12 protein-coding genes are annotated in these 14,595 nt (G+C 69.0%); 7 read left to right on the top strand and 5 right to left on the bottom strand.

All coding sequences use genetic code 11. The features are described from left to right. Nucleotides 1-46: 46 nt before the first annotated feature. From ETD83_RS46305 to ETD83_RS21745, 5 genes are all read right to left on the bottom strand, one after another. Entirely contained in the window at nt 47-1,054 is a 1,008-nt protein-coding gene (locus ETD83_RS46305; protein ID WP_456236754.1) for a hypothetical protein, read from the bottom strand. Between the two features lie 123 nt (nt 1,055-1,177). Continuing rightward, the gene (locus ETD83_RS21730) at nt 1,178-2,440 is read right to left on the bottom strand and encodes an NAD(P)/FAD-dependent oxidoreductase (RefSeq protein ID WP_230421070.1); all 1,263 of its coding nucleotides are present in this window, start codon (nt 2,438-2,440) and stop codon (nt 1,178-1,180) included. Beyond that, entirely contained in the window at nt 2,437-3,864 is a 1,428-nt protein-coding gene (locus tag ETD83_RS21735) for an NAD-dependent succinate-semialdehyde dehydrogenase (RefSeq protein ID WP_138647002.1), read from the bottom strand. The genes ETD83_RS21730 and ETD83_RS21735 overlap by 4 nt, the downstream gene beginning before the upstream one ends. 162 nt (nt 3,865-4,026) lie before the next feature. Further along, nucleotides 4,027-5,670 (bottom strand): purine-cytosine permease family protein, encoded by a 1,644-nt coding sequence (locus tag ETD83_RS21740; RefSeq protein WP_138646981.1) that lies wholly within the window; start codon nt 5,668-5,670, stop codon nt 4,027-4,029. A gap of 267 nt (nt 5,671-5,937) precedes the next feature. Then, on the bottom strand, nt 5,938-6,291 hold the full coding sequence (locus ETD83_RS21745; RefSeq protein ID WP_138646982.1) for a hypothetical protein: 354 nt from the start codon (nt 6,289-6,291) through the stop codon (nt 5,938-5,940). Nucleotides 6,292-6,662: 371 nt separating this feature from the next. On the opposite strand from ETD83_RS21745, the gene ETD83_RS21750 reads away from it, so the two are divergent. The 7 genes from ETD83_RS21750 to ETD83_RS21780 all read left to right on the top strand — a co-directional run bounded on the left by ETD83_RS21750 (nt 6,663) and on the right by ETD83_RS21780 (nt 14,390). Continuing rightward, nucleotides 6,663-8,699 (top strand): hydantoinase/oxoprolinase family protein, encoded by a 2,037-nt coding sequence (locus tag ETD83_RS21750; RefSeq protein ID WP_138646983.1) that lies wholly within the window; start codon nt 6,663-6,665, stop codon nt 8,697-8,699. A gap of 32 nt (nt 8,700-8,731) precedes the next feature. Continuing rightward, nucleotides 8,732-10,705 carry a hydantoinase B/oxoprolinase family protein gene (locus ETD83_RS21755; RefSeq protein WP_138646984.1) on the top strand — a complete coding sequence of 658 codons (1,974 nt, stop codon included), beginning with the start codon at nt 8,732-8,734 and terminating at the stop codon, nt 10,703-10,705. Between the two features lie 87 nt (nt 10,706-10,792). After that, nucleotides 10,793-12,268, top strand: coding sequence for a YHS domain-containing protein (locus ETD83_RS21760; protein WP_138646985.1), 1,476 nt, complete (start codon nt 10,793-10,795; stop codon nt 12,266-12,268). Between the two features lie 52 nt (nt 12,269-12,320). Next, on the top strand, nt 12,321-12,599 hold the full coding sequence (locus ETD83_RS21765) for a toluene-4-monooxygenase system B family protein (RefSeq protein WP_138646986.1): 279 nt from the start codon (nt 12,321-12,323) through the stop codon (nt 12,597-12,599). Nucleotides 12,600-12,668: 69 nt separating this feature from the next. After that, a complete protein-coding gene (locus ETD83_RS21770; RefSeq protein ID WP_205717809.1) occupies nt 12,669-13,022 on the top strand; it encodes a Rieske 2Fe-2S domain-containing protein in 354 nt (117 codons plus the stop codon). A 13-nt stretch (nt 13,023-13,035) separates the two neighbouring features. Beyond that, complete coding sequence (locus ETD83_RS21775) at nt 13,036-13,344, top strand: MmoB/DmpM family protein (protein ID WP_138646988.1); 309 nt, start codon at nt 13,036-13,038, stop codon at nt 13,342-13,344. Between the two features lie 29 nt (nt 13,345-13,373). Then, complete coding sequence (locus tag ETD83_RS21780; RefSeq protein WP_138646989.1) at nt 13,374-14,390, top strand: aromatic/alkene monooxygenase hydroxylase subunit beta; 1,017 nt, start codon at nt 13,374-13,376, stop codon at nt 14,388-14,390. The last annotated feature ends 205 nt before the right edge of the window (nt 14,391-14,595 follow it).

Here is a 14,595-nt window from a genome sequence, read left to right on the forward strand (position 1 = left end):
CCTTTTTTTTTATGAATGGGCCACCACCCACCGAGATCCCCACTGTCTAATCCGCCGGCAGCGTCAGATGTATATAAGAGGCAGCGACGGAAAGTCCACCTCGTACGTCGTGGAAGCCCCGGCGAGGGCGGCCAGGAGGCTGGAGTCCAGACCGCCGGAGAGCAGCGAGGCGGACGGGGCGTCCCTCAGGGCCTCCATGAGCAGATCGCGGATCGTCGCCAGGGTCGTCTCTAGGTCGTCGGTGTGTTCGCGGGCGGTGAGTCTCCAGTAGGTGGTCGTGGTGGTGCCGCTGGGTGTGTGCGCGGCCGAACGCGGTCTCGCCCGCCCCCGCCGGCCACGACCGCAGTTTGCGGCCCGTGAAGGCGATCAGGCATTCCGAACTCGCGTCGCAGTAGCCGTGGAACAGCCAATCCTCGGCGTGCTCGGACGGGATGTGCTCCTGGAGCAGCAGCCGCGAGCGGACCTCCATCCGCAGCAGCTCGCGCCGGTCGCGGACGATCCGCGTGCTGGTCGCGCGGCGCCCGTCGTCGAACAGGAAGGGCGCGGCCTGCTTCACCACCACCGGGAACGCGGCCGTTTCGGCGAACGCCGCGAGCTCGTCCGCCCGCTCGACGACCGTCCCCGCCGGGACGGCCGAACCCAGGGCGCGGCAGCGCGCCTGCAGCTCGGCCTTGTCGGTCACCGCGCGGACCAGGCCGGGAGGCTGCCGCGCGAAGAGGAACCGGTCCTTGAGCGCGCCGGCGTGGTCGGAGACGAAGAGCGCGGCGTGGTCGTCGGTCGGGATCAGCACGGCGGGCCGTCCGATCCGTTCGGCGACCTCGTGCAGGCCCGCCAGCAGTTGCCGCTGATAGCGCTCCTGACCGCCCGTCCGCCACACGAACCGTCCCGTCGTGTAGCGGGAAAGCGCAGCGGGGGTGAACCGATCCTCGGTGACCGCGTACACCGGGACGCCCACCCGGCCGAGCGTCCGGACGACGGCCAGCCCGCCATGGTGCAGGGCATAGTCACCGACCTTGAGGACCAGCGCGGGAACATCGGTGTCATAGGACGGCACGAGAGTTCTCCTCACCCACGCGGCCCAGGGGGTCCTCATTGGAGCACGCGATCGAGCCGATCCAGGAGCAAAGTGAACCAAACCGGCCTGCTCACGCGTGGTCTGAGCCGAGCGGCCCAGCCGTTAGCGCCCTGGCATTCCCGCCCGGGGTCTCCGGGATGCGGCGGCCGTGATGGTCTCCCGGACGGTGTCGAGGGACACCGGAGCGTGCAGCGCCTTCCGGCAGGCGATGACCGCGCGGGGCCAGTTGACCGTGACCGCACCGGCGAAATCCCCGCTGGAATGGGCGTACAGGACGGCGAAGCTGCGGTCCGGGTCGGCGCCGGAGAGGGTGACGTGGTCGAGGCTTCCTCCGGTGCGGCCGACCAGCTGGATCCGCCAGTCGTACTGATCGGTCCATATGTACTCGACCGGATCGTGGGCCTGGAGATCGTCCGGGTGCGTGATGTTGTGCGCGACGCGGTCGGCCTGCTCGACGGCGTTGGTCCAGTGTTCGGCGCGGACGAGCGTGCGCCTGCGGGGATGGAACCAGCGGGCGACGTCGCCCACGGCGTGAATGTTCGGCGCGCCGCGTGCCCGGCAGTACCGGTCGCAGACGACGCCGTCCGCGATGGTCAGCCCGGAGCCGCGAAGCCAGCCGTCGTTCGGCACCGCCCCGATGCCCACGACCACCGTGGCCGCGGGGAGGCCGGTCCCGTCGTCCAGCCGGACGACGAGCCCGTCGCCGCTGGTCTCGACGCCCGTGACGGCGGCCCCGAACCGGGTGGCCACCCCGCGGCCGGTGTGCAGATCGGCGAACCGCCGGGCGACGGCGGGATCCAGCACGCGGCTGAGCGGGACGGGCATCGGGTCGACGAGCGTCACACCGGCGGGCCCGCCGATTTCGGCGGCGGTGGCGGCGATCTCGGCGCCGACGAAGCCGGCGCCGATGACGACCAGCGGCCCGCCCCGTCCCAGGTCCTCGCGCAGTGCGAGGCCGTCGTCCAGCGTCCGCAGGACGTGCAGGCCGCGCGGGGCGCCCCACGGCGAGGGGCGCGGACGGGCACCGGTGGCGATGACGAGTTCGTCGAAGCCCAGGCGGCGGCCGTCGGCCAGTTCGACCGCGCGGCCGGCGACGTCCACGGCGGTCGCGGGAGTTCCCAGCTCCAGCCGTATCCGGGCGGCGTCCGCCGCGTCCTCGGTGAGCAGCGTCAGGTCCTCGCGCGTGGCCGTCCCGGCGAGGAAGGTCTTGGACAGCGGCGGCCTGTCGTAGGGCAGGTGGTCCTCGGCGCCCACGAGGACGATCTCGCCCGCGTACCCGGCCGAACGCAGCGCCTTGGCCGTCCGGACGCCGCCGACCGAGGCGCCGACGATCACGGCGGTCGGCCGCCGCCCGGACGCGGTCACGCGAAACCCCTGGCGTCGATCGACGCGTACTTGGTCTCCAGATACTCCTGGATGCCGATCTCGCTGCCCTCGCGTCCCAGGCCGGACTGCTTCACGCCGCCGAACGGCGCCGAGGCGTCGGAGACATATCCCCGGTTCACCCCGACCATTCCGCATTCCATCGCCTCGACGGCTCGGATGGTGCGGTTCAGGTCCTGGGTGTAGACATAGCCGACCAGCCCGGATTCGGTGGCGTTGGCCAGCGCGAGGCCCTCCTGCTCGGTCGAGAAACGGTAGACCGCGGCGACGGGCCCGAAGATCTCCTCCCGCGCGATCTCCGCGGCGGGCGGGACCCGGTCGAGCAGGACCGGCTTGAGGAAGGCGTCTCCGGGGCCCGCCGTCCCGTAGTGGACGACAGGCGCGGCCCCATGGGACACGGCGTCGTCGACCAGCCCCACCGCCCGATCCCGTTGCCTCTCGTTGATCAGCGGACCGAGAGTCGAGCGGGGATCGGTCCCGGGGCCGACGACCTGGTCGCGCAGCCGCTCGGCCAGCCCGTCGACGAACCGCGACGCGACCTCGTCGGCCACGATGAAGCGGTTCGCCGCGACGCAGGACTGCCCGCCATTGCGGAGTTTCGCCGCGACCGCGCCCTCGACGGCGGCGTCGACGTCGGCATCGTCGAAGACGAGGAAGGGCGCGTTGCCGCCCAGTTCCATGGAGGCGCGCAGGACGCCGGGCGCGGCCGATTCCAGTAGCCTGCGCCCCACTTCGGTGGATCCCGTGAACGACAGCTTGCGGATCCGCCGGTCGCGCAGGATCGTCTCGACGAGCGGGCCGGGCCGGCTCGTGTTCAGGACGTTGACCACCCCCGCGGGCAATCCCGCTTCGGTCAGCACGTGCGCGAACTGCAGTGCCGAGAGCGGTGTCTCCTCGGCCGGTTTGAGAATGACCGTGCAGCCCGCCGCGAGCGCGGGCGCGACCTTCCTGGTGATCATCGCGAGGGGGAAGTTCCACGGTGTCACCAGCAGGCACGGCCCGACCGGTTGCCGCAGGGTGAGATGCCGGGCCGTGCCGTCGGGGGCGGTGCGGAAGGTACCCGTGACGCGGACGGCCTCCTCCGCGTACCACCGCAAGAAGTCGGCGGCGTAACCGACCTCGGCCCGCGACTCTGCCAGTGGCTTGCCCATCTCCAGGGTGATGAGCTGAGCGAATTCCTCGGCCCTTTCCTGGAGGGCCAGAAAGGCGTCGTGCAACAACGCCGCCCGCTGTCTCGGCGATGTCGCCGACCATTGTGGGAATGCCGCCGCGGCCGCGTCCATGACGTCCGCCGCGTCCTCGGGGCTGGCGTCCGCGACGGCGGCGATGACCTCTCCGGTCGCGGGGTCGAGAACGGGAAGGCTCGCGCCGCCGCGGGCCTCCCGCCACTCGCCGCCGACCAGCATTCCGATCGGCGGGCAGACGAATCCCGAGATCTGCCGGCCGACGGTGTCGATAACGCTCTGCTGCATCGGACGTCCTTCAGTAGCCCTGTGTGGTGTTCGCCGACCGCCCCCTGGCGGTCGGCCGGTGCCGGACGTGCGGTTCCGCACGTCCGCCAATGCCCGTCAGTCGGAGGGGACCAGATTCGCGTCGGCGCGGCCGGCCGAGCCGGACCGGGCCTCGGCGTAGGAGGCGCGCAGATAAGCGAGGTCGTTGCTGCCGCATTCGGCGCAGATGGGCGCGTGGTCGGACGTCGCCGGGTTCCGGTCCATTTCCTGCGCGACGTAGTGCCGGTCGCATGAGGCGCACCGGATCCGGGCCTCCCAGGGGTCCTCGACCTCGGCGCGCGGGTCGAACGGGCGGCGCAGCACGACGTGCCGCTCTCCGGTGGCGAAGCGCCCGATCGCGTACATGGCCGCCGCCAGCACGAACGTGATCGGCGCGGACCAGGTCGCACCGAACGGGCCGGCCGCCTGGGCGAGGGTGATGCCCGCCGCCGACGCGACGAGCCAGGACACGAGCCCGACGGCGTTGAACGCGGGAATCCGGCCGGGCCTGAACTCGAAGTCCTCGGCGGCCCGCCGGTCGCGCCGGGCGAACGCCAGGTACACCAGCGCGATCGCGATCCACGCCACCACGAAGACGCCCTGCCATTGCAGGGACTTGAGCAGATAGGAGATCGGGTTGGTGAGCATGAGCCCGAACGCGGCGATGCCGATCAGGACGACCCATACGCGCCGCGAGAGGTGGATCCTCAGCAGCCGGGCGAAGAAGCTCTCGGCGTTGATGCTCGCGAGGTAGTAGTTGGCCGTGTTGATCCTGGTCTGGCTGATCCACACGAGCGCGACCCCGAAGATGCCCGCGAGTTTCACGATCCCGTCGACCGCGGAGAGCTCGCTGAGCGGACCGTTCGTCACCAGCGTGTTCGCCAGGAAGATCCCGACGACCGCGTTCACCACCAGGGTGAGGACGTAGAAGAGGGGCCCGAAGGTGAGCCACCGGTGGTACCGGGCGTCGGCCGTTCTGGCCAGCCGCGCGTAGTCCCAGGTGAACGGGATCATGATCCAGACGCCCATGTAGGTCGTGAACGCGAAGAACCATCCGGGCGCGTGCAGGTTCACGTCGGTCACCGGACCGGCGGTGAGCCAGTCGTTGGAATAGCCGTGGCGCGCCACCGCCCAGACCACGACCACGATGAGCCCGATGTAGTAGAACGGCAGGAGAATGCCGTTGATCTTGTCGAGCCATTTCCGCACCCCGCCGACGACGAGGGGGATGCTGTAGGCGGCGACGATGAAGTACCACAGCTCGATGGGCCCCGCTCCGCTGTACTGGTGCAGGACGGACGCGATGACCGATCCCTCGAACACGCCGTAGTAGAGCGCGGTCGCGCCGATGATGAGCGGCGCGATCACCGACCCCAGATAGCCGAAGAGGCAGCGCGAGAACAGCGCGCTGGAGATGCCGGTGCGCGCCGCGTAGCGGCTGATCAGCCCGCCGATGACGCTGTAGGCGAGCACCGACAGGCCGAGCCCGATCAGGGTGTCCTTCGTGCCCGCGACGAGGGCGACGGTGGCGCCGACGATGAGCCAGAACATCGCGCTCGCGAACGCGTACCAGGCCATGAGCAGCGACACCCGGCCCGAACGCCAGGTGAAGGGCGCGACGTGCAGCGCGTAGTCCTCGGTCGCGGCGCTGCGCACGACCTCGGGGTCGTCGTGGTCGATGATCTGGAGCGGTCTGTGTCCCGGTGTCAGGGGTTCGCTCATTGCCATCTCCTTGGGGGAGGTTCATAAGGTCCGTGACGAAGCGGGGCCGCTTCGTCTTTCACACCACTGGCGAGTCAGCGGCGGCGGGAGGCGCGCGAGGACGTCGAAAAAAGCGCATGACGGCATGGCTCAGGTATTCCTCGCGGCTTCCGTCCGCGGGGAGCGGATTGTGTTCGCTACTAAGCTCGGCTAACGCTTTTTACGGCTGCCGCCGAATCGGCGGCTGTGAGTCGGCGGCTGTGAATCGGCCGAGCGGATGGATCGCGCTCAGGCGTGACTCGGCGTCCTTGCCGAGGGCCCGGCGGAACCCCGATGGCGGAGATCGGCGCCGGCCGCGATGCTCACGTGACCGGCCTGGAGGGTGAGCTGGAACCGCTGAGCCCCGCCCGCCCCCGCCGCGTGCTTCTCAGCGGTGGTGACCAGCTCGGACGCGATGCGCAGGGCGTCGTCGATCAGGTCGGAGGCCAGGCCCCAGCGAAGCAGGGTGTCGCGGGTGTGCCGGCAGGCGGCGGCCACCGGACGGGCCGTCCCGGTGAGGTCGAGCCGGCTGGTCCGTGCCCCGGTGACACAGCTCGTGTACGTCTGTCCGGCGGGCCGTCCCGCGGCGTTGAATTGGCTCATGATGTGTTCCTTGAATCACCGGCTGGACACGTTGTAGGTGCCCGATCAGGACGTCATCCCTGGTCGTGGAGTAGATACTCGTCCGGCCTCTGGGGGCGGGCAATAGTGAGGAATGAGAGAACGCGATGATCGGATTGTGCAGGTCTCCGATCGGGGGTGTCCCGCCGGCGCGGCTCACCGGCACGCGCCGCGCCTCCAGGGACGGACGGGCGCGGTCGATCACGAATCCGCAGCCGGGGCGTCGGAGACATGAACAATCCGATCGCATCGTTCTCTCACTCTTCACTATTGCCTGCCCCAGGGGCCCAGGCGAGTATCTAGTCCAACGACCAGGGCTTATGCCCCGTACGGCGAGGTGCAGGAGGGATCGGATGTCGGTGCGTGTCGCGGTCGATGTCGGCGGTACCTTCACCGACGTCTGCGTCCTGGGGGAGCGCGGGGAAGCCCCCCGCGTGGCCAAGGTGCCGACGACGGCCGGGTCCCCGATCGACGGGGTGATGCGCGGCATCGCCCAGGCCGGCGCCGATCTGGCCGACACCTGGTTCTTCTGCCACGGCACCACCGTCGCCACGAACGCGCTGCTCAACCGGACGTTCCCCCGGGCGGCCCTCGTCACGACGCGCGGATTCCGCGACGTGATCGAGATCAGGCGGGGGACGAAGGAGGACCTGTGGGACGCCTACAAGGACGTCGCCCCTCCCTACATCGCGCGCCGCGACCGGCTGGTCGTCGCCGAACGGGTCGACGCGACCGGCCGGGTGATCGAGCCGCTGGACATGGCCGAGGCCAAGGAACTGGTCGACACGCTCCGGCGCAGGCAGGTGCGGACGGTCGCCATCTGCTTCGTCAACTCCTACGTGAACCCGGTGCACGAGATCGCGATGTTGGAGTTCCTGCGCGCTGAGCTGCCCGACGTCGCGGTGTCGATCTCCAGTGCCGTCCTGGACGAGATCCTCGAACACGAACGCTTCTCGACCACCGTCGCCAACGCGTTGCTGTCACCGCTGATCGGCGACTACGCCGGACGCCTGGAGCAGCGGCTCGCCGAGTCCGGGTACAACGGCAGGCTGCATCTGATGCACGGCGGCGGAGGCGTGATGACGACGCAGGCCGCGCAGAGGCACGCCGCGCGGCTCGCGTCCTCCGGCCTCGCGGCGGGTGCGGTGGCGAGCAAGCACATCGCGCTCGCCTGCGGCTACGAGAACTCACTCGGCCTGGACGTCGGCGGGACCAGCGCCGACATCTCCATCGTGTGCGGTGGGGAGTTGAAGGTCGTCCGGAACTGGTCGGTGGACTTCGGGCATCCGATCTGCTTCCCCAACCTCGAGGTTCTGACCATCGGGGCCGGCGGCGGTTCGATCGCGTGGGTCGACGACGGCGGGGCGCTGCGGGTCGGCCCGCGGTCGGCCGGCGCGGCTCCCGGCCCCGCCTGCTACGGGCTCGGCGGCACGGCGGCGACCACCACGGACGCCCAGCTCGTCCTGGGGCAGATCGACACGTCACTGGCCGCGGGGTCGCAGATCCTCGACGTCGAACTCGCCAGGCGGGCGGTGAGCAAGATCGCCAGGGAGCTGAAGAGCTCCCTGGAGGACGCCGCCGTCGGCATCCTGCGCGTCGCCTCGGCGAACCTGGCCGATGCCCTGAAGATCCTGTCGATCCGCCGTGGCCGGGATCCGCGCGATTTCGCGCTCGTCGCCTTCGGCGGCGCCGGTCCGATGCACGCGGTCCACCTGGCCCGCGAGCTGTCCCTCCCGGCGGTCGTGGTCCCGCCGCACCCGGGTGTCACGTCGGCGTTCGGGTGCCTGCTGGTCGACATCAGGCACGACTTCAGCGCCATGTTCATCCGGAACGCGCGGGCGGCCGACCCCTACGAGATCGAGTCGACGTTCCTGAGGCTGGAGTCGCACGCCCGCAAGAGCCTTCTCGAGGACGGAGTCGAGGCCGAGCGCATCAGCATGCAGCGGTTCATCGAGATGCGGTACCGCGGGCAGTCGCGCTCCATGCCCATCGCCGTGGACCAGCCGGTCCGGGCGATCGGCGGCCTCGTCGAGAAGTTCCACGTCCAGCACCGCGAGGAATTCGGATTCAGCCGCGATCACTGCGACGTCGATCTCTACCAGCTGTCGGTCTCGGCTCTCGGGATCATCGAGAAGCCGCGGTTCGGCGCGCTGAGCCCGGGGCCCGGGAGGCCGGCCGAACCCGTCGGGCGGCGAATGGTCAGGTTCATCGAGCCGAGCGGCTGGCTGGAGACACCGGTGTACAGCCGATCCGACCTTTACCCGACCGCCAGGGTCACGGGCCCCGCGGTCATCGCCCAGCCCGATTCGACGACGCTGATCCCGCCGGACTGGACGGCGGTCGTCGACCAGATGGGAAATCTCCGCATCTCCATGGACGTGGAGAGGTAGGCGCCATGGTCACTCAGCGTGCACTCCTCCGGATGATCGAGGACGGCCGGGCGGACGCCCTCGACCCGGTGACCGCCGAAGTCCTGCGGAACGCCTTCATGACCGCCGTCGACCTGATGGCCGAACAGCTGCTGCGCACCTGCCATTCCTTCGTGATACACGCGCGCGACTTCTCCGGCGGCCTGTGCGACGCCAACGGCGACATGGTCGCCCAGGGCAGCGGGGACGTCGCCGTGCAGGTCGGAACGCTGCACTTCTCGGCGAAAGCGGTGCTGGACGCGTTCCGCGGCGACATCTACGAGGGCGACGTGTTCATCCTCAACGACCCGTACTCCGGCGGCACGCACTTCAACGACGTCAGGGTGCTGCGGCCGATCTTCAGCGACGGCGCGCTGATCGCCGTCGCCCAGTGCAACGGCCACTGGGCCGATGTCGGCGGTGCCGCGACCGGCTCGTTCGATCCCAGCGCGACGGAACATTTCGGTGAGGGCCTCCGCATCACCCCGGTCCGGATCTGGTCGCGCGGGCGATATCTCGCGGACGTCGGACGCCTCATCGCGTCGAACACGCGCTCACCGGAGGACGCGGAAGGGGACCTGCGCGCACAGGCCGAGGCGACCCGGGTCTGCGAGCGGGAGGTCCACCGTCTCATCGAACGCTATGGCCAAAGGACGGTCATCGCGGCGTTCGGCGAATCCCAGGGCTATGTCGAACGCGTCGTGCGCCGCCGTCTGTCGGCGCTGCCCGATGGCTCGTGGGAGGCGGAGGACTACATCGACAACGACCCGAGCAGTGGTGAGGGCCTCGTCCCGATCAGGGTGCGGATGCGCATCTCGGGGGACGGTGTTCACTACGACCTCAGCGGATCGCACCCCGCCATCGGGAACTTCCTCAACTCGGCCTTCGGCGGCAGCTACTCGGCCGTGATCGCCGGAACCAAGACGTTCTTTCCCGACGTGCCGCTCAACTCCGGTTTCTACCGGGCCGTCATGGTGGACTTCGGCCCGCCCGGGACGGTGGTCAACGCGTCCTGGCCCAGGGCGGTCACCGGTTTCTACGCGGGGCCGTACGAGAAGATCGTGAACGCCATATTCCAGATCTGGTCCCAGATCATGCCCGAGCGCGCGATCGCCACGTCGTTCAACCTCGAATACGTCCTGCTCGGCGGGCGGGACGCGCGCCCCCACGGGCAGGAGCAGTTCATGTACTACGACTGGATGGCCGGCGGCTGGGGCGGGCGCAACGGAAAGGACGGCTCGAACGCCACGGCGTCGATCTTCGGGGTCGGGCACGCCCTGCAGTCGACCGAGATGCAGGAGCTCACCTCTCCCATCATGACCCGGGTCTGCGAGCTGAAGACCGACTCGGGCGGGCCGGGCGAGTTCCGGGGCGGGCTCGGAATGGTGAAGGAGGTGATCCTCACCGACTGCGAGGGAGCCGTCCTGTCGTACTGCTCCGACCGCGCCAAATCGGTGATCGTCGGAAGCCTCGGCGGGTCGCCCAGCTGCCCGCACGGCCTGTGGATCAACCCGGGTTCGACCGACGAACGCTACCTCGGGTCGCTGGCGTCCCGGGTGCCGGTGGTCCCCGGAGACTCGCTGGAGCGGCCGTCGGCGGGCGGCGGCGGATACGGCGATCCCCTCCGGCGGGCGCCGCGGTCGGTCTGCGAGGACGTCATCGACGGCTACGTCTCGATCGACCGGGCCCGCAAGGACTACGGCGTGGTCGTGGCCCGCGACGCGCATGACCCGGACCTGTACCTGGTCGACGACGTCGCGACCGCCGCCGAGCGGCGGAGGCTCCGGGCGACCCGGGTGAGCCTCCTGGAGACCGACCCCGAGCACGTCGCCCAGCGGTACAAGGACGGCGAGCTCACCGCCTACGACCTCGTCCGGCAATACGGCGTGATCGCCGACTGGGGCTCGGGGGAGCTCCTTCCCGAGACCACGAAGAAATTCCGCGCGATATTGCACGAGCGCTGCTGCTCGCACTGGGCCGGCGAGTAGCGGCACCACCACCAACACCCGACAATTCACGGTCGTCGCCGACCGGCGTATCAAGCACGCCGAAAATCGAGAGAGGAACGATCTCACATGGCGCTACTGGAACGATCAACCTGGTACGACATCGCCCGCGACACGAACTGGACGCCGCGGTACGTCGAGATGGACGAGCTGTTCCCGCCGGACCAGAGCGATCCGTACGGGATTCCGATCGAGGAGTGGGAGTCGTTCGACGAGCCCTACAAGGTCTCCTACCGCGAGTACGTGAGCGTGCAGCGGGAGAAGGACGCGGGGGCCTACTCGGTGAAGGCCGCGCTCGCCCGATCCCGCTACTACGAGGACGCCGACCCCGCGTACCTCAGCATGCTCAAACTCCATTACGGGGCGATCGCCCTGTCCGAGTACGCGGCCTGCCAGTCCGACGCCCGGATGACCCGCTTCTCGAAGGCGCCGGGAATGCGGAACATGGCGACGTTCGGCATGCTCGACGAAATGCGGCACGGGCAGATCCAGCTGTACTTCCCGCACCAGCTGGTGACCCTCGACCGCCAGTTCGACTGGGCCCATCAGGCGCACCACAGCAAGAACTGGGCCGCGATCGCCGGACGGCACGCGCTCGACGACGTGATGATGACCCGGGACGCGGTGACGACCTCGGTCATGCTCAACTTCGCGTTCGAGACCGGGCTGACGAACATCCAGATGATCGGCCTTTCGGCGGACGCCGCCAACATGGGCGACTTCACGTTCTCCAACCTGATCACGAGCATCCAGTCCGACGAGGCGCGGCACGCGCAGATCGGCACCCCGGTCCTCAAGATCCTCATCAAGAACGGGCGGAAGGCCGAGGCGCAGCAGGCGGTCGACATCGCGTTCTGGCGCATCCACCGGCTCTTCGCGATCCTCACCGGAATCCCGATGGACTACTGGATCCCGCTCGACAAGCGCGACCGCTCCTTCAAGGAGTACATGACCGAGTTCGTCGGCGAGCAGTTCGAGCGGCAACTGCTCGACCTCGGGCTCGAGCGCCCCTGGTACTGGGACATCTTCCTCGAAGACGTCGAGACCCATCACCACTGCCAGGCGGCCGCGACATGGGCCTGGCGCAACACGCTGTGGTGGAACCCCACGGGCAACGTCGGCCCCCGCGAGCGGGCCTGGCTGGAGCACAAGTACCCCGGCTGGAACGACACGTTCGGACAGTACTGGGACGTGATCATCGAGAACATCCGCGCGGGGCACCCCGAGAAATCCCAGGCGATCGGGATGCCGGCCATTTGCAACATGTGCCAGATCCCGATCTCGAACAAGGGCGGAACGGTCTGGAAGGCCCGCGCGTACCAGCTCGACCACGAAGGCCGGCTGTACAGCTTCTGCAGTTCCGTGTGCAAGTGGATCTTCGAGCTGGAGCCCGACCGGTACAAGACGTTCACCACCATCGCCGACCGGATGTACAACGGCGAGATCTCCCCCAACACGCCGGAGAACATCCTCAGGTACATGGGCGCCGGCGTCATCAGCCCGGGCGGGACCGACGCGCACGATCTGGCGTGGGCGCACGCCTGACGGCGCATTCCAGTCACGTCCCAGTCACGCCCAAGAACGAGAGGAACCCGAGATGTCGAAGCCCCTTGCGGTGATCGGACGGCTTCAGTACGACGCGCACACCCGGATCATCGACGTCGAGACCGGCTACACGATGGACCAGGTCGTGGAGGCGTGCCTGGCCCCCGCGGTGGGCTACCAGGCCCGCCATCCGAAGCCCGGCGCGACGCTGCTGGTCCGCCCGACCACCGACACCGACGACGCCGAGCCGTTTCCGCGGACGATGACGGTCGAGGAGGCCGGACTCCGGCACTTCCAGCAGATCGACGTCTTCGTGCCGAAGGACCAGTGAAATGCGCCGGGTCCGCCGGCCCTTTCCGCAAAGGCCGGCGGTCCGGCGCCCGGAAGGGGGTGGGCGCGGGTGACACCGGCGCCGGAATCGGAGTTCCACGAGGCTTGCGCGGAGGACGACCTATGGGCAGGAGAGATGCGGCTCTGCTCAGTCGCCGGAGTCGAGGTGCTGCTGCTGCGCACCGACGACGGTGACATCTGCGCCCTGCAGAACAACTGCCCGCATCAGGAGCATCCGCTCGACAAAGGCGAGTTCGACGGAACGATCCTGACCTGCGCCGCCCACCTCTGGGAGTTCGACGCGTTCTCGGGACGCAGCGTGAATCCCGACGACGCCGAACTCGCCCGGTATCCGGTCAAGGTCGACGACGGCAACGTGCTCGTCTCGGTCAAGGGGATCACGCCGAAGCATTCACACGCCTGAAACAGGAGAGAAGATGACCACCACACCGGTGCAGAGCAGGTCGAATCTCGCGGGTCCGCTGCTTCGCGGCGGCGAGATCTCGGTCGTGGCCGTCGAGGCGATCGAGCAGGACAACCCGGAGAAGGAGATCGTCGTCGACGATCACCGGACGTATGTGCGCGTCGAGGCGGAGGGCGGCCTGGTGATCCGCCGCCGGACGATGGAGCGGCTCCTCGGCCGGACGTTCTCGATGCAGGAGCTGGAAATCAATCTGACCGGCTACTCGGGTCAGATCGAGACGCACGACGAATACATGCGTTGGTACTTCATGAAGAAGTCCTGACGGCCACCCACAAAGGCTAGGAGAGAATCATGAGCGATGCCAGCGATGTCGCCAGGCCATTGAAGACGTGGAGCCACCTCGCGAAGAACCGGCGCCGGCCGACCGAGTACGAGATCGTCTCCACCAAGCTCCTCTGGAGCACCGACGACGACGCACCCTGGGCCATGGGGCCTGACGTTCCGCTGAGCAAGTGGTACGTCAAATACCGCAATGAGTCCCCTCTCAGGCACGCCGACTGGGACGGTTTCCGGGACCCCGACCAGATCGTCTACCGGACTTACAACATGATTCAGGACGGGCAGGAGGCGCACGTCGACGGCCTGCTCGACGACCACAGCAGGAACGAGCACGACAGCGGCCTGTCCGACGAATGGGTCACGTTGCTGGCGCGCCTTTACACGCCCAGCCGCTACCTCCTGCACACCGTGCAGATGTCGGCCGCCTATCTCGCGGCGCTCGCACCGTCCAGCACGATCGAGAACTGCTTCATCTTCGAGTCGGGCGACCACCTGCGCTGGGTCTCACGCGTCGCCTACCGGACGGCGGAACTCGCCGCCGCCCACCCCTCGGCCGGGTTCGGCACACAGGAACGCGCCCGCTGGGAAGAGGACGAGGCGTGGCAGGGATTCCGGGAGCTGATGGAGCGCGCCCTCGTCACGTGGGACTGGGCCGAGCAGTTCGTCGCGGTGAATCTCGTGGCGCGGCCCGCGATCGACGCGGCGATGCTGCGAGCCCTTTCCGCCGTCGCGCAAGAGAACGGCGACACGCTGCTGGCATTGCTGTGCCGCGCCCAGCTCATCGACAGCGACCGGACCCAGAAATGGTCGCAGGCGCTCGTCGAGTACGCCCTGCGATCCGGCGACCACGGAAAGGCGAACCGCGACCGGATCCGCGGCTGGCTCGAAAAGTGGCGCCCGCTCGGCGACCAGGCCATCGACGCCTACTGCGAGGCGCTCGTGCCCGGTAGCGATCTCGGTGCGGAGGTGAAGAGGACGGTCGCGAAAGCCCGGGCCTCTCTGGTCGGGGACGCAGCCGCCGTCGGATGAGCCGGACACACCGGACCGGCCGCTGAGGGACGTCCCACCAAGGCGGCGGCCACGCCCCCGGGCCGGTCCGGTTTCTCATCCGGGCACAGCACGTGGAAGGGCCGGCCCGACCCGGCCCACCGCCCGCACATCAGCCTTCTGACCAGCGATTTCAGGATGGAACAAACTCGCTGCGACGTCGTAGAGTGTGGGATGCGCTCCCGTC

This window comes from Actinomadura soli (assembly GCF_005889715.1).
GTDB lineage: Bacteria > Actinomycetota > Actinomycetes > Streptosporangiales > Streptosporangiaceae > Spirillospora > Spirillospora soli.

Coding starts and splice junctions, on each gene's coding strand:
- ETD83_RS21735 (WP_138647002.1), bottom strand. CDS start 3,864: ATGCTGGTCGGCGGCGAGTGGCGGGAGGCCCGCGGCGGCGCGAGCCTT.
- ETD83_RS21740 (WP_138646981.1), bottom strand. CDS start 5,670: ATGAGCGAACCCCTGACACCGGGACACAGACCGCTCCAGATCATCGAC.
- ETD83_RS21745 (WP_138646982.1), bottom strand. CDS start 6,291: ATGAGCCAATTCAACGCCGCGGGACGGCCCGCCGGACAGACGTACACG.
- ETD83_RS21750 (WP_138646983.1), top strand. CDS start 6,663: ATGTCGGTGCGTGTCGCGGTCGATGTCGGCGGTACCTTCACCGACGTC.
- ETD83_RS21755 (WP_138646984.1), top strand. CDS start 8,732: ATGATCGAGGACGGCCGGGCGGACGCCCTCGACCCGGTGACCGCCGAA.
- ETD83_RS21760 (WP_138646985.1), top strand. CDS start 10,793: ATGGCGCTACTGGAACGATCAACCTGGTACGACATCGCCCGCGACACG.
- ETD83_RS21765 (WP_138646986.1), top strand. CDS start 12,321: ATGTCGAAGCCCCTTGCGGTGATCGGACGGCTTCAGTACGACGCGCAC.
- ETD83_RS21775 (WP_138646988.1), top strand. CDS start 13,036: ATGACCACCACACCGGTGCAGAGCAGGTCGAATCTCGCGGGTCCGCTG.
- ETD83_RS21780 (WP_138646989.1), top strand. CDS start 13,374: ATGAGCGATGCCAGCGATGTCGCCAGGCCATTGAAGACGTGGAGCCAC.